Genomic DNA, 21,064 nt, shown 5'->3' with positions numbered 1-21,064 from the left:
ACATACGAAAATAGTGCTCCGCTCTCCCGATCCTCGCCCCGCATCGCGCCCTCCATGATCGCAAACCAAACGCCATAGAGAATCACGACCAAAAGACTTCGGCGAGCCCTTTTTCAGCAGCCTGCTAGAGCAGATCCCGGTCGGATGGAATCGCCGGAGGCGATCCATCGACCGGGTGAATCCGCTCTAACCGTTTGATGTCGATCGGATTCACATGTTTTGGCGCAACCACAAAGTGGTTCCGTCAAAACATGACCCGATCTAGGCGAGCACGGCCACCGGCGCCAATGGCGCGTCTGTGGGGCGTTCTTCCTCAGCCGCCGGCAGGGGCGGCAGGCAGACGCTGACCTTGGTCCCCACGTCGCGTTTGCTTTCTAGGGTGAAGCGGCCGCCATGCATCTCGATGAGCGATTTGGCGATGGGCAGACCCAGGCCGGTGCCACCGAACTTTCGGGCATAGCTGGATTCAACCTGTCCGAAGGGTGACAGGACCTTTTTTATGTCGTCGGCTTCGATGCCGATGCCGGTATCGGTCACGGTCATCAGAAGGTGGCCGGAAGGATCGCTGCCGACCCACAGCATAATCTTGCCGCCGGCGGGCGTGAACTTGACGGCGTTGGACAGCAGGTTGAGCAGGACTTGTTTGATGCGCCGCTCGTCGCCGAAAGCCGGCGGCAGATCGGCGGCGACTTCGGCGTTCAGGGCAATACCCTCGGCCAGCGCCTGATTTTCCACCAATCGGCAGCAGCTCTCCGCCAGGGCGATGGGATCGAAGACTGAGGTGTTGAGCGTCAGTTCGCCGGCCTCGACTTTCGACATATCCAGTACGTCGTCGACGATGTTCAGCAACAGACGGCCCGACGACCAGATGTTGTCGACGTATTCGCGCCGGGTCTCTTCGTCGTTGGTGCCGGGCATCTGCGCCTTGAGGATCTCGGAAAAGCCGAGGATCGCGTTCAGCGGCGTGCGTAGTTCATGGCTCATGGTCGCCAGGAACTCCGACTTCATGCGGCTCGATTCCTCGGCCTTGGCCGCAGTCCTCACCAGGTCCAGATTCTTGTGGTAGTGCTTTTCGGTACGCTTTTCGCTGCGCCAGACGGCGAAAATCAATATCAGGTAGAGCACCAGGAACGTGCTGCCGACGGCAGCCTGCAACAGCAGTTGACGCTGTCTTATGGCGGCAATCAAGGGTGTGACGTCGTAGTAGACTTCCAGGACGCCTTCGATGGCGCCCGACGCGCTGGTGATCGGAACATAGCTTTCCAGAATGTCGCGGTTTTCAACTTCACGCTCGAAGGCGTTGAAACTGTCGCGGTAGGTCAGCCGGTTGGCGAGGCGTCCGAGGCGCGCTTCCAGAAACCCATCGTTGCCGCTCTTGTCCTCGCCGATCTGGCTCGGCTCGGTGGAAAAGACGGTCAGACCATTCAAATTGTAGATCTTGATCTTCAGAATCGAAAGGTCGCGCATTCTGTCGAGGACGCTTTGGCGGATTGCGATGGTTTCCGGGTGACGGCGGATGGCCTCCGGTGTCAGAAAGTCGGCCGTCGTCAGGAAGCCGGCGTGGGCGTTCCAGACCACGTTGGAGAACACCCGCGCGACCGCGCTGTTACTGCGTTCGGATATGTCCTGCAGATCGTCGGCCGCCATCTCCTTATAGAGCCCGATAATCAGCATGCTGGCGGCAACGACCACCAGCCCGGCAAACAAGGCGAAGCGCTTGGTGAGAGGTAGGGATTGTTCAGCCATCTGGGTATTGCATCAACCGAAAGAGTCACGGGTCCTGGTGAGTCACGAATGCCGCTCCTTTGGCATATTAGCAAAACGCTCTTTCGAATTGATTAACCTTCACCGGGGTTTAATCGCGTCGGCCGAGTACAAATGGCTGAAATCAGGCCTTTTTTCGCGCAGACGGGGAACGCTCGCATTTAGTTGACTTGTCCGTCGGCGGAGAGCGGGCTACCTCCTCTAGCGAGGAAATCGGTCGCTAGAGAGAGGGTGTTATGCTCGTTCGGATCAAACGCGGATGGGAACTGCCGGAATCCCAGGCGACTCCCGAGGGTGTCTTTCTCAAGCGCCGCAGCTTGTTGAAGGCCGTGGCCGCCGGGCCGCTGCTGCTGGGGGCGGGCGGCCTGCTGGCGGCTTGCGATGACGGACCGGCCCAGGTGGCGGAGGCTGCGGAAGGCAGCGACGCCGCCGACCCTTCGGCCGGCCTCTACCCGGTGGAACAGAATCCGCGCTATACGCTCGACCGGCCGCTGACCGAGGAAAACCTCGCAACGACCTACAACAATTACTATGAGTTCGGGTCCTCCAAGAACATCTGGCAAAAGGCCCAGGCCCTGCCGCTGCGTCCCTGGACCGTGGCGATCGACGGCATGGTCGAGCAGCCGATGGAGATCGGGATTGACGATCTGCTGGCCAAGATGCCCTTGGAAGAGCGGCTCTATCGCCACCGTTGTGTCGAAGCCTGGTCGATGGCGGTCCCCTACAGCGGTTTCCCGATGAAGGCGCTGGTCGATCTGGCAAGGCCGCTTTCTTCGGCCAGATACGTGAAGATGGTGACCTTTGAGGATCGCGACGTGGCCTCAGGCCAGAATGCCGCCTGGTACCCCTGGCCCTATATCGAGGGCCTTACCCTCGCCGAAGCGACCAACGAACTTGCCTTCATCGCCACCGGGCTTTACGGCAAGCCGATGCCCAAGCAGAACGGCGCCCCGCTGCGCCTGGCGGTGCCCTGGAAGTATGGCTTCAAGCATATCAAGGGCATTGTCCGCTTCGAGTTCACCGACCAGCGGCCGGTCTCCTTCTGGGAGGAGATCCAGGGCAGCGAGTACGGCTTCTGGGCCAATGTGAATCCGGAAGTCTCTCATCCGCGCTGGAGCCAGGCGACCGAACGGGTCCTGGGTGTCGATGAGCGGGTGCCGACGCTGCTCTACAACGGCTACGGCGAATTCGTCGCCGATCTCTACAAGGATCTCGATCCGGTAAAAGACCGCTTGTATATCTGAGGCCGAAGAAGCCTCAGCCGAAAAGCAGAAAGCCGAGCCTCAGGTGCCCGGCAAGTTGGATAGGGAGGCGTCACGCCGGGAAGGCGCGCCGGAATCGCTTTGGGGCTTGGCGATGGTGCCGGGCTGAACAGCGGGTTGCGGTCCGTGGCTCTGAGGGCGGCGCCGTGCCGGCATATCCGCGGCCCAGCGAACAGCTTGTCCGACAGCGTTGTCTTCCCGCACTTCAAGGCGCAGGTCGTGAAGCGAGATGCCTTGGGTGTTGAGGATCTTGGAGAGAGTGACCCCCTGCGCGGCCGTGATCATTTCCCGCAGCTCCCGGCGCGCGGCGGTCTCGACCAGGTAGATCGCTCTTTGCCCATCGTCCGAAACGATCGTTTCCTGCGCGCTGTTTTCGCGCCGGGGCAGATCGCAGGGAACCTCTATGGGGCGATCGGGCGGCGCAGAGGATAGGGACGGGAACTGGGCGAAGCAAAGCTTGGCGTTGTTGGCCAGTGTCTCGGACGGGATAAGCCCGAAATCGCCTAGAATGTCCGCGATCGCGGTGTCGAATGCGTCCTTGTAGTCACGCAAAGCGATAACGCTGAAATGAATGTTCAGCTTTTCAAATTCCTGATTGAGAAGCCGGCTGAATTGTTTTGGAGCGGCGAAGTGGCTTTCGATCTGTTCGGCGGAGTCAAACCACTCATCATGGGACTGGCGTTCGAACTCAGCGAAGAAGCTGCCGAGAGCGGGCCGCTTTCCTTCATCTACATCCGATAGGACCTTTTTCAGCACATCGACCGGATTGATGTCATAGGAGAGGCCGAGGCGGAGCAAGGGTGAGTAGACCTGGGTGTTCCAGCAGAAATCCACCAGGAAGTGCAGCTTCCTCAGGTAGAACAGATCCTCTTCGCTCATGGTGTCGGTCGAGCGAAGGCTTTCTTCGTACTCGAAAACCCTGATCTCCTTACCGTCCGCTGCGCGATAGAGGCCCGCGTCGCCGTGGATCAGGCGGTATCGGGTCGAGAACTTGAACTTGTCGCGGGTTTCGGTTGAGTTGGTCTCTGCGCCGGCAAGCAGGCGCATGTTGTGATTCTGAATGATGTCGACACCAAGCCCCATCAAGGCCTGGAGGCCGAGAAGGTGCGACTCCAGGGTCTCGCCGGGCAGGGGAACGATCATGTCGGAATAGGTCCGGCTGCCCATGCGATGGAACTTCTGCTGATACGCCTTGTAGGTTTCGGTCGAGATGTTGTCGCGTTTGATGTGCTCGAGGACCTGTTCGTCCAGGCTCTGCACGGCCATTACGGGTACGATCATATCGCCCAGTATGCCGCCGATTTCGAGGTTGCGGTCGGTGACGTTCTTGGCGAGCCAGATGTGACACTTCTCCGGGTGGCCGTAGTCATCCTTGACCTGGCGGATCGCCTTGGCGAGTTCGATGTCGCGTGGCAGCAGCCCGAAGTTGGCATCGCAGACGATCCAGTTGCGCGCGCTCGAGCGTTCTCCGACGTAGGCGATCTCAGCCAATGCCTGATCGAGATCCAGGCGGCGGACCAGGTCCTTCGAGGCCGAGCCCCAGGCGCAGAAGGTGCAGCGGAAAGGACAGCCGCGATTGGTCTCAAAAAGCGGAACCATCCCCGCCGCGAGAAACTCATCGAGGTCGCCGTTGAGGTAGGGGGACTGGATACCCTCGATGACCTTCTTCAGCTTTCGTTCGGCAGTGCCGTGAAGGGTATCGCCATCGCGCCAGACCAGGTTGTTCGGCAACTTGCCGTAGTCGCCGCCGGCCGTGCGATGCCATTCAATCAATTCGGCAAAAGGCTCTTCGCCGCCGTCGATCACAAGGAAGTCGATATAGCTGTGCTTTTTCAGGAAACGCAGGCGCAGGGCGTCTTCCGGATCGACATTGGGACCGCCGGCAACGATGAGGGCATCGGGGAAGGTCTCGCGGATGTGGCGGCCGATCTCAAGATTCAGGTTTTCGTTCCAGCCATAGTTGGCAAAGCCGAAAACATCGGGATGCTCCGCCTGCGCGGCGGCGAGCAAGCGCTCCGGGTGCTTGAACAGGCTGATCGCCACGCCGTCGCCGAAAGTGGCGTCGCAGTGGGCCTTTATGTAGCCAATACCCAGCGGAACCGTAAGCGATCGGTCGGTTACAGAGCAGGTATGGGCGAGGTCCGCTAGAAATATCCTGGTTTCAGAAGTCATCGGCAAAAGGCACCACTTTTACGATTAGTTAAGCGTAAACCTTAACGGCATGCCCTTAAGGGCATGTTAAAAGCCGTTTGCCTCGCATTGTGGGTATGTGGAGGGCCGAGCAGATGGCGCTCTAAAGAAAAAAGCCGGGCCACGAGGGCCCGGCAAGTTGAACAGGGAGGCTTCACGTCTGGGAGACGTAGGACCTAGGTGCAAGGCGGGAACCCTGCGGTAAGGCCCTTCTCCGAGCGGGGGGCGCTCGGAACTGAGTGCCGGCGGGAGGATGCCGGAAACTCGGGGGATGCTGCGTCGCAACATCCGATAGATTGAAAATAGGTATTTGAGGTTATTTTACTACATACATATGGACAGTGGTGATATGCGGGCCTTGCATAGCTTCTTAACCGTATGAAATATTTATGAAAAGAGCGATTGAGCCAAAGCCTGGACGGCGCGTTTAGCGTGCGCTGCAGTGTCTCCCTGGCGTTGTTAAAATTTTGACTCTGCAACCTTCCGTAGCAAGAAGTCGCGAAACACCGAGATCCGCTTGGATCGCTTCATCTCTTCCGCGTAGACGAAATAGGCATCGAATTGCGGCCCCGTCAGCTCCGGCAGGATTTCCACCAGATCCGCGTTGTTGTAGCTCATGTATTCCGGCAGGGCGCCGATACCGGCCCCCGATTGGACCGCCTTCATGACGCCGTAGACGTTGTTCACGGTCATCGTCGGGCGGCGCAGGTGGCCTTCTTTGAAGCCGACGCGCAGCAGCCAGTTGACGTCTGGCACCGGCGGACGCACGTCCTCGCCGTAGACGACGATGCGATGCTTGTCCAATTCCTCGGCGGTCTGGGGAACGCCGTGCTTTTTAATGTAGTTGGCGGCGGCATAGATGTGCATGTGCACGGTCATCAGGTGCCGCTGGATCAGATCGGCCTGGCGCGGCGGCGAGAAGCGGATGGCCAGGTCGGCCTCGCGCATGGAGAGATCGACTTCCCGGTCCAGCAGCAGCAGATGGCACTCGATCTCCGGATAGACCTCGATGAACTCATGCATCCGCGGCGCCAGCCATTGGGAGCCGAAGGCGACGGTGGTGGTGATCTTCAGGGGCCCCTTGGGGCGGTCCTTGCTTTCGGTCAGCTGGGCCTCGGTCATGGCCAGCTTGCCGAAGACCTCGTGCGCCGTGCGGTACAGCAGCTCGCCCTGTTCAGTGAGGATCAGGCCCCGCGCATGGCGGTGGAACAGCGGCACCTTCAGGCTGTCTTCCAGGGCCGAGATCTGGCGGCTGACCGCCGACTGGCTGAGGTTCAGCAGTTCGCCGGCATGGGTGAAGCTGCCCGCCTCGGCCACCGCGTGGAAGATGCGCAGCTTGTCCCAATCCATGATGGTGGCGCCCAATCCCCTTTTTTGGGGCAGGCCAACATCGTCCAGCACGTTTGCCTCCCATGATCAGCGGCGGCGTGCCAAAGGCGGCGCCTGCCGGAAATGGACAGAATTAGAGACCGGTTTGTTCCGGATAAACCACGAATCAGTATAGTTCACCGGCTCCGGCGATGCTATTCCGCAGCCTCGCTGGCTGAATCTTCCAGTTCCGCCAGATACTTCTCGGCTTCCAGCGCCGCCATGCAGCCCATCCCGGCCGCCGTCACCGCCTGGCGAAAGACCTTGTCGACGCAGTCGCCGGCAACGAAGACGCCGGGAATCGAGGTCCCGGTAGCGCCGGATTCGGCGAGCAGGTAGCCCTCGTCATCCATCGCCAGCTTGCCCTTGAAGACCGCCGTGGCCGGGTCGTGCCCGATGGCGATGAAAACGCCTTCGCAGGGTACCTCGTTGAGCGCGCCGGACTGGGTGTCGCGCAGGCGCACCGCCTCGACCCCGTCCATCGGGCCGTCGCCGCCCAGGATATCGTCGATCACCGCGTTCCAGCGGACCTCGATCTTGGGGTGGCGGAACAGGCGGTCCTGGCCGATCTTTTCGGCGCGCAAGCTGTCGCGGCGGTGAACCAGGGTCACCTTTGAGCAGATGTTGGCGAGATAGAGCGCTTCTTCCACGGCGGTGTTCCCGCCGCCGACCACCACGACCTCCTTGTCGCGGTAGAAGAAGCCGTCGCAGGTGGCGCAGGCGGAAACCCCGCGGCCGTTGAACTTCTGCTCGCCCTCGATCCCCAGCCAGCGGGCCTGTGCTCCGGTGGCAACGACAATGGCGTCGGCGGTATAGGTGGTGCCGCTGTCGCCCTTGCAGACGAAGGGGCGGCGGGTCACGTCGACCTCGGTGATGATGTCGGAGACCAACTCGGTGCCGACATGCTCGGCCTGCTTTTGCATCTGCTCCATCAGCCAGGGGCCCTGGATGACGTCGGCGAAACCGGGGTAGTTCTCCACATCGGTGGTGATGGTCATCTGACCGCCCGGCTGCAGGCCGTGGACCAGCAGGGGTTTCAGGTTGGCCCGCGCGGTATAGATTGCCGCGGTCAATCCGGCGGCGCCGGAGCCGATGATGAGAACCTTGCTGTGCCGTTCCTGGCCTTTTGCGGCTTGCGCCATGCTGGGGACTCCTGACTGAAGCTGTCCTCAGAAAATAGAGAGCCCGGCGGGGCGCTGCAAGATGGCGATCGGCATGATTTGTGCCTGATCGCTGCCAAATCTGTGGATGAAGCGGCTTCCTTGACCTTGCCGCCGATGCGCCCCATCGTGCCGCGCGCCGCAACTTCAAGGATCGTGAAAAAGGCTGCCCCATGACCGTCACCACCAGAGAAGCCGAACCCGGTGACCGGGAGCGCCTGATCGATCTGTTCCAGGCGCTCAACAGCTATGAGGACGCCCTGACCGGCGACCGGCGCTGCGACCGGGCCGGCGCCGAAGACAGCCTGGCGAACGCCGAGGCCCGGATGGCAGAGACGCAAGGTGTTTGTCTTGTTGCCGAGGTCGATGGGGCCGGGGAGGATCGGGCCGTGGTCGGCCTGCTGACCCTGACCTTTGAAGAGGGGGCGATCTATCTGCGGCCGGAGGCGCGGCCCCATGCCCATATCTGCGATCTGGTGGTGGACGGGGCCTGGCGCCGCCGGGGCATCGGCGCGGCGCTCATGACGGCTGCCGAAAAGATTGCGGCGCGGCGCGGCTACAGGCAGGTCACCATCGGTGTGCTGGCGAGCAATGAAACGGCGGAAGCCGCCTACCTCCGACAGGGTTTTCAGCCGCTGGGCGTCAGATTGGTCAAGAAGCTTGGGGGCGAATGACGATGGCGGACCCAGGCGCGAAGCTGCTTGACCTGGACGGCGGTTGAATTTCCAAGTCACGCTGAATTTATAAGTCACCGGGCGTTGCGTTACCGATCCCCACCCTAGAGGAGAGTGCTGTTGGTTATTCCCTTTGTTGTTATCTGTTCGGTTCTGTCTGCGGTTGCCGGTGCCCTGGTGGTGCGTGCGGGCCGGCGCGGTCTGACGGCCTCGCTGTTGCTGGTCGCCTTGTCGGGCCTTGTGCTGGCCACGCTCCTCCTGTGGTGGCGCCAGGGCAACCTCTGGTTCCTGTAAGACCCAACGGCGTCTATGCCTGCGCCTACTCCCGGGCCTCGGGGTTCAGGCGGCTGGCCACCGGCGTCGCGGCATGGCCGACCGGCAGGGCGGTGCCGGTGTCTTCTGCACGCTTTTCACCCAGGGCCAGGCGATAGAGCGCCAGCAGGGCGGTGGCGGCCTGCAGGATCGCCAGGCAGAAGAACAACGCCGGCGCCCCCAGATAGGTGATCGAGAGGCCGCCGGCCAGCGGCCCCAGGAAAATGCCGAAGTTCATGACCAGCACCAGCGCGCCGGAGGCCGCCACCATCTGGGCCGGCGCCAGGCGGTCGTTGCAGTGCGCGACTCCCAGCGAGTAGAGCGGCAGCATGAAGGCGCCGACAAGGCCGACGGCGGCGAACAACCAACCGCTTGTCGCAATCGTCTTGTCCGCCATCTCGCTGCCGAAGCCGACCGCAAGGCTGGCGAGAAAGGCCAGGCCCGCTGCGCCGGCGATCACCAGCCGCCGGTCGATGCGGTCGGAAAGCGCGCCCAGCGGAAACTGCGCCAGCATGCCGCCCAAGGTGCCGGCGGCGACCAGCAGGCCGACCTGGTCGCCGGGCAGGCCCAGCGCGATGCCGAAGAGGCCGAGGCCGACGTAGAAAGCCCCCTGCGAGAGGCCGTTCAGGAAGCCGACCGAGAGGCCGAGCGGCGAGATGCGGAACAGCTCGCGCACGCTGAGGCGCGCCGGCTCCTCGAAGCTCTGGCTCTGCCGGGCCGAGAGCAGCATCGGTACCAGCGAGAGGGAGATCAGCACCGAGACGATGACGAACAGCAGGGTGCCCTGGCTGTCGGGCAGGTAGAGCAGGAACTGGCCGAGCGCCGCCCCGCCGGTCTGGGTGATGAAGTAGACCGACAGCAGCGCGGCGCGGGTGTGGTTGTCGGCGCGCCCGTTCAGCCAGCTTTCCGCCACCACGTAGAGGCCGGGAAAGCAGAACCCGGCCAGGCCCCGCATGGCGGCCCAACTGTAGGGATCGGCGGTCACCATGTGGACCAGCGCGGCGATGGAACAGAGCGAGGCCAGCGCCCCGAAGCTGCGGATATGGCCGACCGCCGCAACGATCTTGGGCGCCGCGATGCAGCCGAAGAGGGCGGCCAGGGGATAGGCCGACTGCATGAAGGTGATTTCTGTCTGGGTGAAGCCCAGGTCGGTGGCGCGCAGGGTGACCAGGGTCACCATCAGGCCGTTGCTCACCATCAGCAAAAGCATGCCGAGGAACAATGGCCAGGATTCGAGGATGGCGCGGCGCAGCACCGGCGGGGGCTCCTTCAGACAGGGTCAGCAAAAAGCGATACTGCTCCCCTAACCGAGTTTGGAAGCTCTGCCAAGCTTAGTGAGCGCGGTGCGGTTCCTCCCCCTCACCCCGGCCCTTGCATGTTGGTGATCGGCCCGAATTGCGTAAGCATTGGGGTTGATCCCCGGGGGGGCCACCCCCCGGGGATCGTCTTCGAAGCCGCCGCCGGGCTCCAGCCGCGTTCCTTCACCAGCAGGCTCCAGGCCTGGACCGAGCAGGCGGCCCAGAGATAATCGGCGGCGGCTTCGAAGACGATCCGCGCCAATGCGATCCGGGTGCTGCTCGCGTAGGCCTGAAACCGGCCTCTCTAAAACCCGAACATGTGGTCGAAGGAGAAGGCCTTCTCGCCGTTCATCAGGCCGTGGTAGCCGAACAGGCGGCAGGTGGTGTCGCGGATGATGACGTAGCCCTTGGGCCCGGCGGTTTCGATTTCTGTGGCCGAGAAGTAATCCGCCGGTTGCCACAGCAGGGAGCCGCCGCAGGCGATCTGCACCTCCTGTTCGGCGATCAGGTCGCCGTTGGCGTCGTGCAGCATCAGATTGGTCTGGCTTTTCGCGTGCCAGGGGGTCGAGGCCGGATAGATCAGGTGGCAGAGCGGCCTGTAGGGCTGCGGCCCGAAGGAGAGAAAGAGGCGGGTCGACAGCCCCGGCGGGCGCCCGGCGTAGGACTGCGGCTCGCCCTTGTAGGTCATCACCGTGTTGAACACATGGGCGCCGAAGGAGGTTTCGGCGATATGGCCGGAGGTCTTGTCCTCATAGCGGAAGAGGCCGTGCAGCCAGCCGTCGGCCTCGCCGCCCTCGGCAAAGTCGTAGACCAGTTCCATGTGGCCCCAGTCGAGATCCTGCCCATCCAGAATGTCGGCGATGTCGACCGAGGTCGCGTGGTTGCGCGGCAGCTTGCCCAGGCGCTTCACGCCGATCTCCTTGCCCTGGGGATCGTAGGCGAAGAGGGCCAGCGGCAGGTTCGCCTGACAGGTCGACATCGGTGTCGGCAGGGCGATGGAACGGAAGCGCTCGCGCGGCAGGATCGGCGCCGGCAGGATGAAGCCCTTGCCCAGCAGGTTGGCGAGTTCGGGGATGCGCGGGTCGGGCTTCAGGTCGACGCGTTCGACGTTGGCGTGGGCGATGCGCCGGCGCGGCGGATTGGTGGCGCCGTTGGCGATCACTTCGTAGCGCGGGCGCACGAAATGCTTGCCGGCCTGCACTTCGATCTGCTGCGGCCAGCGCGCCGCAGGCAACAGCGCGGCGGTATCGATGGCGCGGGTGCCGAAGGGCGGGATTTCTTCGTCGAGCCAGGCAATGGCGTCGTCGCCCATCAGGTTCAGGCCGACGCTGCCGGCGGGCACCGCTGCGGGGTGGCTGTTCTGTACCCAGAGCAGCACCTGCTCGCCCTCTTTGGGCGCGGGCAGGCCGCCGTAGAGGTCGGCGGGCCAGGAGTTGGCGTCGTGGGTGCAGGACAGAACCGCGTCGTCGTCGCCATAGGTGTCCAGCGCGTACTTGACGATGTCGTGCCCGGCGATGCCGCAGATGTGCAGGAACAGGCTGCCGGTGAAAGTGTAGAGGCCGAAGCGTTCGCGCAGTTCCTTGGAGTCGATGACCACGCTGGCGTTGGCGCCGGGCAGGGCGTCCTGCCACTCGGCCAGGACCGTGCCCTGCGCGTCCATCAGGCAGCACCAGGCCTGGGGCGCCCTGGCACCGTAGGCCGACCAGTAGTTGGCGGTGGCAAGGCGTGTGTGATGGCCGTCGCCGTCGCGGAAGAACACCAGGTTGGTGGCGAAGTTCAGGCTGTCGAGATAGTTGCGCCGGTTGGTCAGCATGGCCTCCGGCAGGCGCATTTCATCCAGGCTGACGACCTCGGTCCCGGCCGGCAGCAGATGGCGGACATGGGCGATCAGGCGCTCGGCGTCAAAGGCGGTGACGAGGACCTTGGTGGCCGCCGCCGCGGCCAGGTCGGTCACCGGCTGGGCTTTCTGGCCGAGGATCTCGCTGCCGATCTCCTCCAGGTCCTGCACATAGACCGCCTGGATATCCAGGCCGCTGAGATCGTAGATTTCCGCGAAGGCCCTGGCAAAACCCAGGGGGTCGTAGATCGCCAGCGGCGCGGCCTTCAGATCCGCCAGCAGGGCGGTGGCCTTGCGCGCCGCCAGGGGATGGCCGATGGCCTTGAAGAAGGCGTTGCCGCCTTTTGCGTTGCTGAAGGTTTCGATGTTTAGCGCCATGGCGGTGAGGATACTTTCTTGCAGGCGGATCTGAAAGAGTGGTGGACGCTACGCGCCGAAGCCCAGGATCCGTTTGGTCCAGGCGGAAAAACTGTGGCGCTTCAGTTCGCGCTTCAGCACCGTCTCGTCGGTCAGCCAGTTGAGCTGTATGGAGCGGCGCTGGCCGACGAAGGGCTTGTGGCCGTGGTAGGCCTGCTCGCTGCAGCGAAAGGCCACCAGGGTACCGGCCTGGGGCGGCACCTCGGCGGCATAGTCCTCCAAATCGTCGGGGCTGTTCAGCATGCGCAGGCGTCCGCCGTCGGATTCCCATTGGCTGTTCAGATAGATCAGGGCGGTGACCAGCTTGGATCGTGAATCCGTGTGGATCTGCCCGTCCTTGGCGCGCGACTGGCCCCGCAAGGTCACCATGGTCGGACGGCCGGACAGGTCCAGGGCGAATTTTTCGGCAAAGGCGTCCGTGACCCCGGGGCTCTGCAGCTCGGCCAAGAGGTTCGCGAAGCGCTGGCCAAAGCTCAGGCTCTGCGCCGGGAAGCTGCCGCCCTTGGTGATCTCCGGGAAATCCTGCTCGATGGCGGGCAGGGCCGTGGCCTGCAGGAAGCCGGGAACGATCACAAAATCAAAGGGCTGGCGCTGCAGCGGCGTGGCGGCGAAGCGCTCCAGATCCAGTGGGGACGGGTGCGGCGTATCGGCGGCAGGGCTTGCCAAGGTCGGATTCCATAAAAGCGGCGGATTTCCTTACTTATAGGCAGTGGGCCGAAAGATCAATTGAGCCGGATCAATAGTCACCCCAAAGCACGGCAACCGCGTTGTCAGCCGCAGCCCCATCACTTGTCGAGGGCGCGCGCCTGCCGGTCGATCAGGCGCCGGCGGATCTCGCCGGCGACGCGCTGGGTCTCGGCGAGGGGGGCGTAGGACCAGTTCTCCAGCGCCCCGGTGAAGGGCCGGGTGATCCCGGCGGCCTGCAGGGAGCCGTGGAAGCGGCTGAACTTGGCCGACCCGCCCTGCAGCTCGACGATATGAACGGGTTTTCCGGTACTGGCCGCCTCTGAGACCATGTTCACCGAATCCCCGGTGGCCACGATGCTGTCGGCCAGGGCCAGGATCCCGAAGTAGGGATTCTCGCCGGAACCATCCCAGATATCGGCCGGCAGGCCGGCAAGGCCGCGGCGCAGGATCGCTTCGTTGCGCGCGCCGGTGCGCCGTGACGGTGTGATCATCAGCCCATAGCCGTGCTCCCGCGACAGGCGGGCAAGTTGTTCGGTCAGCCGGGTCATGATCGCGGCGGTCATGCGAAAGACCTTGTTGTCGCCGCCGATCAGAACCGCGATCCGCGGCCTCGGCAGGGCGGCGTAGCGCGCGGAAAAGGCCGCCGAGGCCTCGGCCAGGCGCTCAGGCGTTATGCGGCCCAGGGCGCCGCGGGTCGACAGCACATTGGGGGCGTTCAGCAGGTCATGATCGGGAGTGATCACCAGATCGACGCGGGCCGGGTCGATCGCCGGGTTCTGAACCTGCACGGTGAAACAGCGCCCGCCGGAGATCTTGCGCATATCGCGGCTGAGCGGCACGGTCTGGCGCCCGCTGGCGATCCAGAGGTCGGGCCAGGGCGGGGTCAGGCGGTCGCCCTTGGGGCCCAGTGTTCCCAAGGGATCGGTTATCAGGCCGGGCGGCAGCCAGCGCCAGGGCTTGGTAACCTGGACCCGTTTGACCTGCGGCGTCAGGCCGATGGCCTCGGCGAGGCCGAGGCATTGGATCTCCATACCGGCCTTGCCGTCGGTCACGACCCAGCAGGAAAGGCTATCCAGCGGGTTCTGATCGTGTTGCATCGACGCTCCGGGGCGGGCGTCGCTTTGGCTGTCTTGTCCAATCATGGCGGCGCGACTATGGCCGCGCGCCCGGCAGCGTGCAAGCCTGCCGCCGGGCGTGTTTTACACACAGGTAATCGGCGCCGAACAGGCTTGCACCGACTCGGCCGGTCGGTAATATTGTTGCGCGCGGCTCATCCGCAGGGGCGCGATCTTTTAACAACCGCTAATCCACAGCGTTTCCACGAGGTGCCTATGCGTCGGGTCAAACTGGACCGAATTGACCTGCAGATCCTTCAGGACCTGCAGGAGGACGGGCGCATCACCAATGTGGAACTGGCCCGGCGGGCGGGAATTTCCGCGCCGCCCTGCCTGCGCCGCGTCCGCGCCTTGGAAGAGGCGGGCTTCATTCGCGGCTATCACGCCGATCTGCAGGCCGAGGCTCTGGGCTTCGAGGTGACCTTTTTCGCGTTGATCGGCCTCGACAGCCAGTCCGAAGCGGTGCTGAACGAGTTCGAGAACCTGGTCGGCGGCTGGTCGGAGGTGCGCGAATGCCACATGGCCCGCGGGCCGGACGACTTCGTGCTGCGCCTGGTGGCGCGCAACACCGCCCACGAGAACGAGCTGACCCAGCGCCTGACCTCCGCCCCCCACGTGGTGACGGTGAAGACCATCCAGGTTATCCGTACCGCCAAGTCGACCCCTGGCGTGCCGATCGATGTCGATCAGGGCCTGGAGCCGGCGGCGGACTGAGTGGCCGTCGGTTGATGGCGATTCCTGAATCTCAAATCCTCTACAACCCGTCCCCCGATGACGCGCTGCGGTTGGTCGAGATCGATGTCGACAACTATCTCGCGGTGCTGAAGCTGAAGCTGGCGGAGGGCCAGGAGCGTTTCGTCGCCGACAACGCGAAGTCGATTGTCCAGGGGCACTACCACGAGGGCGCCTGGTTCCGGGCGGTCTGTCTGGATGGCGAGGCGGTCGGTTTTGTCATGCTGCATGATCTTCGCAATGACGATCCGGTCGGCGCCGACCCGGGCGCCGCGGACTGGCAGGACGGTCTTTTCATCTGGCGGCTGATGATCGGCCAGCAGCATCAGGGCAAGGGCATCGGTTACCGGCTCATGGATGTCCTGATCCGGATCGCAAGGGCGAGCGGTTATGCCCGTCTCTATCTTACCTTTGTCGATGCCGAAGGCGGGCCCGAACCGTTCTACCGGCGTTGCGGTTTCGTCAGAACCGGCCGCGTCATCGACGGCGAGTGCGAGGCCGTGCTGGAGCTCACGCAAAAGCCTGCGTGACGCGAAACCTGCTCGGACAGGCCGGTCTCAGACGTATTGGACTTTCAGGATTTCGTAGGCCTTGGAGCCGGCGGGGGTCATCACCTCGACCGAATCCCCGACCTCCTTGCCGATCAGGGCACGGGCCAGGGGCGCGGTGATGGCCAGGCGGCCGGCTTTCACGTCCGCTTCGGTTTCCCCCACCAATTGGTAGGCGGTTTCGGCGTCGGTGTCTTCGTCCACCAGGGTCACGGTGGCGCCGAACTTCACGGTGTCGCCGTCCAGGGTGGCGACGTCGATGACTTCGGCCCGGGCGATTTTGTCCTCAAGCTCGATCACCCGGCCTTCGATGAAGCTCTGGCGTTCACGCGCGGCGTGGTATTCGGCGTTCTCGGACAAGTCCCCGTGCTCGCGGGCCTCGGCGATTGCACGAATCACCGCCGGCCGCGCCGTGGTCTTCAAATAACGCAGTTCTTCCTCAAGGTCGGTATAGCCTTGAGCCGTCATTGGTACTTTGTCGCTCATGGGAGCAAGCCTGATGTTTCTTTATGCCTAAGAGAACAAGTGTGCCTGATTTGGCGAGGCTGTAAAGCCTGCAACACTAAGACGAAGATCTAAAATAAGACTGCAGAGGGGCAACTGCAAGGTCGCCTGAATTCATCGCCTCAATAGCCTGTACAGCCGCCCGCGCGCCGGCCGAGGTGGTGCTGTAGGGGATCGCATTGGTTAACGCCGTGCGCCTGAGCTCGAAGGAATCGGCGATCGCTTTGGAATCCTCGGTGGTATTGAAGACCAACTGGACCTGGCCGGATTTCATGGCGTCGACGATATTGGGGCGCCCCTCGCGGACCTTCTTGACCGGTTCGACGTCAAGTCCTTGATCGGAAAGATATTTTGCGGTTCCCCCGGTGGCCACGATATGAAAACCGAGGGCGGCGATGGCGTGGGCGACCGGGGCGATGGCGGCCTTGTCGCCGTCTTTGACGGAGATGAAGACGGTGCCGTTGGGCGGCAGCGTGACCCCGGCGCCGAGCTGCGCTTTCAGGAAAGCCCGGGCAAAGTCGCTGTCCAGGCCCATGACCTCGCCGGTCGAGCGCATTTCCGGGCCCAGCATCACGTCCACCCCGGGGAAGCGGGCAAAGGGGAAGACCGCCTCTTTCACCGCGACATGGTCGTTTTTGCCCCTGGTCAGGTCGAAATCGGACAGTTTCTCGCCGGCCATCACCCGGGCGGCGATCTTGGCGATGGGCAGGCCGGTCGCCTTGGCGACGAAGGGAACGGTGCGGCTGGCCCGGGGGTTCACCTCCAGGATGTAGATATCCTCGTCCTGGACTGCGAACTGCACGTTCATCAGGCCGACAACCCCCAGCGCATGGGCCAACTGTTCGGTCTGGCGGCCGATTTCGGCGACCAGGGCCGGGTCCAGGGTGTGCGGCGGCAGGGAGCAGGCCGAATCGCCGGAATGAATGCCGGCCTCTTCGATATGCTCCATCACTCCGGCGATGAAGACCGCTTCGCCGTCGGCGAGCGCATCGACATCCACCTCGATGGCGTCGCGCAGATAGCTGTCGATCAGGACCGGGTTGCGGCCCGAAACCTTCACCGCCGTGGCGATGTAGCGTTCAAGCTGGGCCTGTTCGTGGACGATCTCCATGGCGCGGCCGCCCAGCACGTAGGACGGGCGGATCAGGACCGGATAGCCGATGCGATCCGCCACCGCGAGGGCCTCCTCGCGCGATGTCGCTGTGCCGTTGGGTGGCTGGCGCAGGCCCAGGTCGTTGAGCAGGACCTGAAAACGCCGGCGGTCCTCCGCCAGATCGATGGCGTCGGGCGAGGTGCCGAGGATCGGAATGCCCGCGGCCTCCAGGGCGTGGGAAAGCTTCAGGGGCGTCTGCCCGCCGAGTTGCACGATCACACCCTTAAGGGTGCCGCGGCTCTGTTCGCGGCGCGCGATGCCGATCACGTCCTCGGCGGTCAGCGGCTCGAAATAGAGACGGTCGGAGGTGTCGTAGTCGGTCGACACGGTTTCCGGATTGCAGTTGACCATGATCGTCTCATAGCCGGCCTCGGCAAGCGCGTAGGCGGCGTGAACGCAGCAGTAGTCGAATTCGATCCCCTGGCCGATGCGGTTGGGTCCGCCGCCCAGGATCATCACCTTGTCGCGCTCACTGGGGTCGGCTTCGCATTCGGCGGGGCGGTAGCCTTCCGGTCCCTCATGGCCCCCTTCGTAGGTGGCGTACATGTAGGGCGTGATGGAGGGGAACTCACCAGCGCAGGTGTCGATGCGTTTGTAGACGGCCACGACATCGCTGGCGCGGCGCTGTTCGGCGACAGCGGCTTCCTGCGTGCCGGCCAGCTCGGCCAGGCGGGCATCGGAAAAGCCGAGCTGCTTCACCGCCAGCCAGCCCGCGCGGTCGACCGGCAGGCCGTGGTCGCGCACAGCCTGTTCGGCGGCAACGAGTTCGACGACCCGTTCCAGGAACCAGGGATCGAAGTGCGTCGTCTCCTGGATTTCCTCCAGGCTCAGGCCGTGGCGCAGGGCCTGGGCGATGGTCAGCAGGCGGTCGGGCCGCGGCGCCGCCAGCGCCGTGCGGATGGCGTCGCGGTCGACCTTGCCGTCGCTGGTCAGGGCACCGGGGATATCGACCTCGTTCAGGCCGGTCAGGCCGGTTTCCATGGAGCGCAGGGCTTTTTGCAGCGACTCGGCAAAGCAGCGGCCGATGGCCATGGCCTCACCGACCGATTTCATCGAGGTGGTGAGATGGGGCACGGCGCCGGGAAACTTCTCGAAGGTGAAGCGCGGCATCTTGGTGACGACATAGTCGATGGTCGGCTCGAAAGAGGCCGGGGTCACCTTGGTGATGTCGTTGTCCAGCTCGTCCAGGGTGTAGCCGACGGCCAGCTTGGCGGCGATCTTGGCGATGGGAAAGCCGGTCGCCTTGGACGCCAGCGCCGAGGAGCGCGAGACCCGTGGGTTCATCTCGATGATCACCAACTCGCCGTCATCGGGGTTGATGGCGAACTGCACGTTGGAGCCGCCGGTGTCGACGCCGATTTCCCGCAGCACCGCGATCGAGGCGTCGCGCAGGATCTGGTATTCCTTGTCGGTCAGGGTCAGCGCCGGGGCGACGGTCACCGAATCGCCGGTGTGGATACCCATGGGGTCGACGTTTTCGATCGAGCAGATGATGATGCAGTTGTCCGCGCAGTCGCGGACCACCTCCATCTCGTATTCCTTCCATCCGAGGACCGACTGTTCGATCAGAACCTCGCTGGTGGGTGAGGCGCGCAGGCCGCCCTTGACGATCTCCTCGAACTCATCGGGGTTGTAGGCAATGCCGCCGCCGGTGCCGCCCAGGGTGAAGGAGGGCCGGATGATCGCCGGCAGCCCGACCTTGGGCAGCGCCTCGGCGGCCGCCTCGAAGGAATTGACGAGGTGGGAGCGCGGCGACTTCAGGCCGATCTTGTCCATCGCCTCGCGGAAGCGCTGGCGGTCTTCGGCCTTGTCGATGACGTCGCCCTTGGCGCCGATCATCTCGACCCCGAACTTTTCCAGGGTGCCGTCGCGGTCGAGCGCCAGGCCGGTGTTGAGCGCGGTCTGCCCGCCCATGGTCGGCAGCAGCGCGTCGGGCCGCTCGCGCTCGATCACCTTGGCGACCATGGCCGGGGTGATCGGCTCCACATAGGTGGCGTCGGCCAGGTCCGGGTCGGTCATGATGGTGGCGGGGTTGGAGTTCACCAGGATCACCCGGTAGCCCTCCTCCTTCAGCGCCTTGCAGGCCTGCGCTCCGGAATAATCGAACTCGCAGGCCTGGCCGATAACGATCGGCCCGGCCCCGATGATGAGGATGGATTTGATGTCAGTGCGCTTGGGCATTCTTTGGCTTGGCGGCTTTCTCTGCTTCGATCATGTCGACGAAGCGTTGGAAAAGGTAATGGCTGTCCTGCGGGCCGGGTGAGGCCTCAGGGTGGTACTGCACGGAAAAGATCGGCCGGCCGGTAACGCGCAGGCCCTCGTTGGAGCGGTCGAAGAGCGAGACATGGCTCTCCTCGATGCCCTTGGGCAGGCTGTCGGCCAATACCTGGAAGCCGTGGTTCTGGCTGGTGATCTCCACCCGGCCGGTCTCCAGGTCCTTCACCGGATGGTTGGCGCCGCGATGGCCCAGGTGCATTTTTTCCGTCCGCGCCCCCAGCGCCAGGGCGAGGATCTGATGGCCCAGGCAGATGCCGAAGATCGGCAGGCCGCTGTCCATCAGCGCCTTGACCGTCGGCACGGCGTAGACGCCGGTCGCCGCCGGGTCGCCCGGGCCGTTGGAGAGGAAGATGCCGTCGGGATCGTGGCCCAGAATGTCCTCGGCCGAGGCGTCGGCCGGCACCACCGTGACGTCGCAGCCCAAGCTCGCCAGGCAGCGCAGGATGTTGTGCTTGGCGCCGAAGTCGACGGCGACGACGCGGTGCCTTGCCTGGCCCAGGTCGCCGTAGCCCCGGCCCAGCGCCCAGTTGGTCTGCGACCATTTGTAGGTCTGCCGGCAGGAGACTTCGGCGGCGAGGTCCATGCCCTCCAGCCCCGGCCAGTCGGCGGCCCGGCCCTGCAAGGCGGCGACATCGGCCGTATTTTCGTTGTCCGCGAAGTGCACGATGCAGCCCTTGGGCGCGCCCAGTTCACGGATACGCCGGGTGATCGCCCGGGTATCGACTCCGGCCAGGCCCACCAGATTGTGGGATTTCAGCCAGGTATCCAGATGCTGGGCGGCGCGCCAGCTCGACGGCTCGGTCACTGCGGCGCGCAGCACCAGCCCGCGCACGGCGGGGGTCTTCGTTTCAATGTCCTCGGCATTGGTGCCGACGTTGCCGATATGGGGAAAAGTGAAGGTGATGATCTGCCCGGCATAGGAAGGATCGGTGGCGATCTCCTGATAGCCGGTCATCGAGGTGTTGAAGCAGACCTCGCCCACCGCATGGCCGGTTGCGCCCAGCCCCTTGCCGCGGAACAGGGTGCCGTCGGCCAAAACCAGCGCGGCCTCGCCGAAACCGGGCTTTGGCGCAGCAAATTGCGGCCCGTCCTGACCGGACGGGTTGGAACTGGATTTGACAGCCTTCATGAAGCGGATCCTCGAACGCAGGCGGCCTGATGTTTAAGGGAAAGGCCCTGCTTGGTCAAGCCTTACCAAAAGTCCATAATTGATATTTTTCAATAACTTAGCTTGCCACAACGGTTTTGCCATTTCGGATCAATTGAGCTAACCTCCCGCGCCTTGCGAGGTAGAGGGAAAACCATCCAATGTTGCGCACCCGTCTGAGTGACGCCCTGAAAGACTCGATGAAGGCCAAGGAGGAGTGTGCCACCTCCACCCTGCGCCTGATTCTGGCGGCGTTGAAAGATCGCGATATCGCCGAGCGTGGCAAGGGCAACGGCGACGGTGTCGGCGACGAGGCCATTCTGGAGATGCTTCAGAAGATGGTCCGCCAGCGCCATGATTCCATTGAAATGTATACCAAGGGCAAGCGCGAGGAACTGGCCAAGCGCGAGGCCGACGAGATCGAGGTGATCGAGCGCTTCCTGCCCAAGCAGATGGACGAGATGGACATGCGCGCGGCCATCGAAGGGGTGATTACCGAGCTTGAGGCCGCCAGCGTCAAGGACATGGGCCGGGTCATGGGCACCCTGAAGGAGCGCTTCCCCGGCCGCATGGACTTCGGCAAGGCCAGCGGCATCGTGAAGGAAGCCTTGGTCTGAGT

At 63.8% G+C, this 21,064-nt stretch carries 17 protein-coding genes; 6 read left to right on the top strand and 11 right to left on the bottom strand.

The window, feature by feature from the left end:
- Positions 1–261: 261 nt before the first annotated feature.
- Positions 262–1,746, bottom strand: coding sequence for a sensor histidine kinase (locus HBA54_RS09080; protein ID WP_167223620.1), 1,485 nt, complete (start codon positions 1,744–1,746; stop codon positions 262–264).
- 254 nt (positions 1,747–2,000) lie between these two features.
- Between HBA54_RS09080 and msrP the strand changes: the two genes are divergently transcribed.
- Positions 2,001–3,008, top strand: coding sequence for a protein-methionine-sulfoxide reductase catalytic subunit MsrP (gene msrP / locus HBA54_RS09075; RefSeq protein ID WP_167223618.1), 1,008 nt, complete (start codon positions 2,001–2,003; stop codon positions 3,006–3,008).
- 39 nt (positions 3,009–3,047) lie between these two features.
- On the opposite strand, the gene HBA54_RS09070 is transcribed toward msrP, so the two are convergent.
- The 3 genes from HBA54_RS09070 to trxB form a co-directional block, all read right to left on the bottom strand.
- Positions 3,048–5,198 carry a B12-binding domain-containing radical SAM protein gene (locus HBA54_RS09070; protein ID WP_167223616.1) on the bottom strand — a complete coding sequence of 717 codons (2,151 nt, stop codon included), beginning with the start codon at positions 5,196–5,198 and terminating at the stop codon, positions 3,048–3,050.
- A 477-nt stretch (positions 5,199–5,675) separates the two neighbouring features.
- Positions 5,676–6,566 (bottom strand): LysR family transcriptional regulator, encoded by an 891-nt coding sequence (locus tag HBA54_RS09065; RefSeq protein ID WP_167223667.1) that lies wholly within the window; start codon positions 6,564–6,566, stop codon positions 5,676–5,678.
- 173 nt (positions 6,567–6,739) lie between these two features.
- The gene (gene trxB / locus HBA54_RS09060; RefSeq protein WP_167223614.1) at positions 6,740–7,726 is read right to left on the bottom strand and encodes a thioredoxin-disulfide reductase; all 987 of its coding nucleotides are present in this window, start codon (positions 7,724–7,726) and stop codon (positions 6,740–6,742) included.
- 191 nt (positions 7,727–7,917) lie between these two features.
- Here trxB and HBA54_RS09055 point away from each other — a divergent pair, with 191 nt between their 5' ends.
- Positions 7,918–8,418, top strand: coding sequence for a GNAT family N-acetyltransferase (locus HBA54_RS09055; protein ID WP_167223612.1), 501 nt, complete (start codon positions 7,918–7,920; stop codon positions 8,416–8,418).
- A gap of 120 nt (positions 8,419–8,538) precedes the next feature.
- On the top strand, positions 8,539–8,712 hold the full coding sequence (locus tag HBA54_RS09050; protein WP_167223610.1) for a hypothetical protein: 174 nt from the start codon (positions 8,539–8,541) through the stop codon (positions 8,710–8,712).
- A 25-nt stretch (positions 8,713–8,737) separates the two neighbouring features.
- Here the strand turns inward: HBA54_RS09050 and HBA54_RS09045 are convergent, their stop codons facing one another.
- The 4 genes from HBA54_RS09045 to HBA54_RS09030 form a co-directional block, all read right to left on the bottom strand.
- Positions 8,738–9,985, bottom strand: a complete 1,248-nt coding sequence (locus HBA54_RS09045; RefSeq protein ID WP_167223608.1) for an MFS transporter — start codon at positions 9,983–9,985, stop codon at positions 8,738–8,740.
- A gap of 347 nt (positions 9,986–10,332) precedes the next feature.
- Positions 10,333–12,243 (bottom strand): hypothetical protein, encoded by a 1,911-nt coding sequence (locus HBA54_RS09040; protein WP_167223606.1) that lies wholly within the window; start codon positions 12,241–12,243, stop codon positions 10,333–10,335.
- A 48-nt stretch (positions 12,244–12,291) separates the two neighbouring features.
- Positions 12,292–12,948: a 2OG-Fe(II) oxygenase gene (locus HBA54_RS09035; RefSeq protein WP_167223604.1), complete on the bottom strand. Its 657-nt coding sequence runs from the start codon at positions 12,946–12,948 to the stop codon at positions 12,292–12,294.
- Positions 12,949–13,067: 119 nt separating this feature from the next.
- Positions 13,068–14,066 carry a mitochondrial fission ELM1 family protein gene (locus HBA54_RS09030; RefSeq protein WP_205944505.1) on the bottom strand — a complete coding sequence of 333 codons (999 nt, stop codon included), beginning with the start codon at positions 14,064–14,066 and terminating at the stop codon, positions 13,068–13,070.
- Positions 14,067–14,300: 234 nt separating this feature from the next.
- Between HBA54_RS09030 and HBA54_RS09025 the strand changes: the two genes are divergently transcribed.
- Positions 14,301–14,798, top strand: coding sequence for an Lrp/AsnC family transcriptional regulator (locus HBA54_RS09025; RefSeq protein WP_167223602.1), 498 nt, complete (start codon positions 14,301–14,303; stop codon positions 14,796–14,798).
- A gap of 14 nt (positions 14,799–14,812) precedes the next feature.
- Positions 14,813–15,346, top strand: coding sequence for a GNAT family N-acetyltransferase (locus HBA54_RS09020; RefSeq protein WP_167223600.1), 534 nt, complete (start codon positions 14,813–14,815; stop codon positions 15,344–15,346).
- 27 nt (positions 15,347–15,373) lie between these two features.
- Here HBA54_RS09020 and greA read toward each other — a convergent pair whose 3' ends face one another.
- The 3 genes from greA to carA all read right to left on the bottom strand — a co-directional run bounded on the left by greA (position 15,374) and on the right by carA (position 20,427).
- A complete protein-coding gene (gene greA, locus HBA54_RS09015) occupies positions 15,374–15,850 on the bottom strand; it encodes a transcription elongation factor GreA (protein WP_167223598.1) in 477 nt (158 codons plus the stop codon).
- Between the two features lie 76 nt (positions 15,851–15,926).
- Entirely contained in the window at positions 15,927–19,202 is a 3,276-nt protein-coding gene (carB, locus tag HBA54_RS09010) for a carbamoyl-phosphate synthase large subunit (protein WP_167223596.1), read from the bottom strand.
- Positions 19,186–20,427, bottom strand: coding sequence for a glutamine-hydrolyzing carbamoyl-phosphate synthase small subunit (gene carA / locus HBA54_RS09005; RefSeq protein ID WP_167223594.1), 1,242 nt, complete (start codon positions 20,425–20,427; stop codon positions 19,186–19,188). The genes carB and carA overlap by 17 nt, the downstream gene beginning before the upstream one ends.
- A gap of 179 nt (positions 20,428–20,606) precedes the next feature.
- On the opposite strand from carA, the gene HBA54_RS09000 reads away from it, so the two are divergent.
- Complete coding sequence (locus HBA54_RS09000) at positions 20,607–21,062, top strand: GatB/YqeY domain-containing protein (RefSeq protein ID WP_167223591.1); 456 nt, start codon at positions 20,607–20,609, stop codon at positions 21,060–21,062.
- The last annotated feature ends 2 nt before the right edge of the window (positions 21,063–21,064 follow it).

It is taken from the genome of Pelagibius litoralis, assembly GCF_011683915.1.
GTDB lineage: Bacteria > Pseudomonadota > Alphaproteobacteria > Kiloniellales > Kiloniellaceae > Pelagibius > Pelagibius litoralis.
The sequence above is the reverse complement of the archived record's forward strand: the minus strand, read 5'-3'. Positions and strand labels throughout refer to the sequence as shown.

What these genes read in the sequence shown, in the direction of transcription:
- HBA54_RS09080 (WP_167223620.1), bottom strand. Translation starts at nt 1,746, where the DNA reads ATGGCTGAACAATCCCTACCTCTCACCAAGCGCTTCGCCTTGTTTGCC.
- msrP (WP_167223618.1), top strand. Translation starts at nt 2,001, where the DNA reads ATGCTCGTTCGGATCAAACGCGGATGGGAACTGCCGGAATCCCAGGCG.
- HBA54_RS09070 (WP_167223616.1), bottom strand. Translation starts at nt 5,198, where the DNA reads ATGACTTCTGAAACCAGGATATTTCTAGCGGACCTCGCCCATACCTGC.
- HBA54_RS09065 (WP_167223667.1), bottom strand. Translation starts at nt 6,566, where the DNA reads ATGGATTGGGACAAGCTGCGCATCTTCCACGCGGTGGCCGAGGCGGGC.
- trxB (WP_167223614.1), bottom strand. Translation starts at nt 7,726, where the DNA reads ATGGCGCAAGCCGCAAAAGGCCAGGAACGGCACAGCAAGGTTCTCATC.
- HBA54_RS09055 (WP_167223612.1), top strand. Translation starts at nt 7,918, where the DNA reads ATGACCGTCACCACCAGAGAAGCCGAACCCGGTGACCGGGAGCGCCTG.
- HBA54_RS09040 (WP_167223606.1), bottom strand. Translation starts at nt 12,243, where the DNA reads ATGGCGCTAAACATCGAAACCTTCAGCAACGCAAAAGGCGGCAACGCC.
- HBA54_RS09030 (WP_205944505.1), bottom strand. Translation starts at nt 14,066, where the DNA reads ATGCAACACGATCAGAACCCGCTGGATAGCCTTTCCTGCTGGGTCGTG.
- HBA54_RS09025 (WP_167223602.1), top strand. Translation starts at nt 14,301, where the DNA reads ATGCGTCGGGTCAAACTGGACCGAATTGACCTGCAGATCCTTCAGGAC.
- HBA54_RS09020 (WP_167223600.1), top strand. Translation starts at nt 14,813, where the DNA reads ATGGCGATTCCTGAATCTCAAATCCTCTACAACCCGTCCCCCGATGAC.
- greA (WP_167223598.1), bottom strand. Translation starts at nt 15,850, where the DNA reads ATGAGCGACAAAGTACCAATGACGGCTCAAGGCTATACCGACCTTGAG.
- carB (WP_167223596.1), bottom strand. Translation starts at nt 19,202, where the DNA reads ATGCCCAAGCGCACTGACATCAAATCCATCCTCATCATCGGGGCCGGG.
- carA (WP_167223594.1), bottom strand. Translation starts at nt 20,427, where the DNA reads ATGAAGGCTGTCAAATCCAGTTCCAACCCGTCCGGTCAGGACGGGCCG.
- HBA54_RS09000 (WP_167223591.1), top strand. Translation starts at nt 20,607, where the DNA reads ATGTTGCGCACCCGTCTGAGTGACGCCCTGAAAGACTCGATGAAGGCC.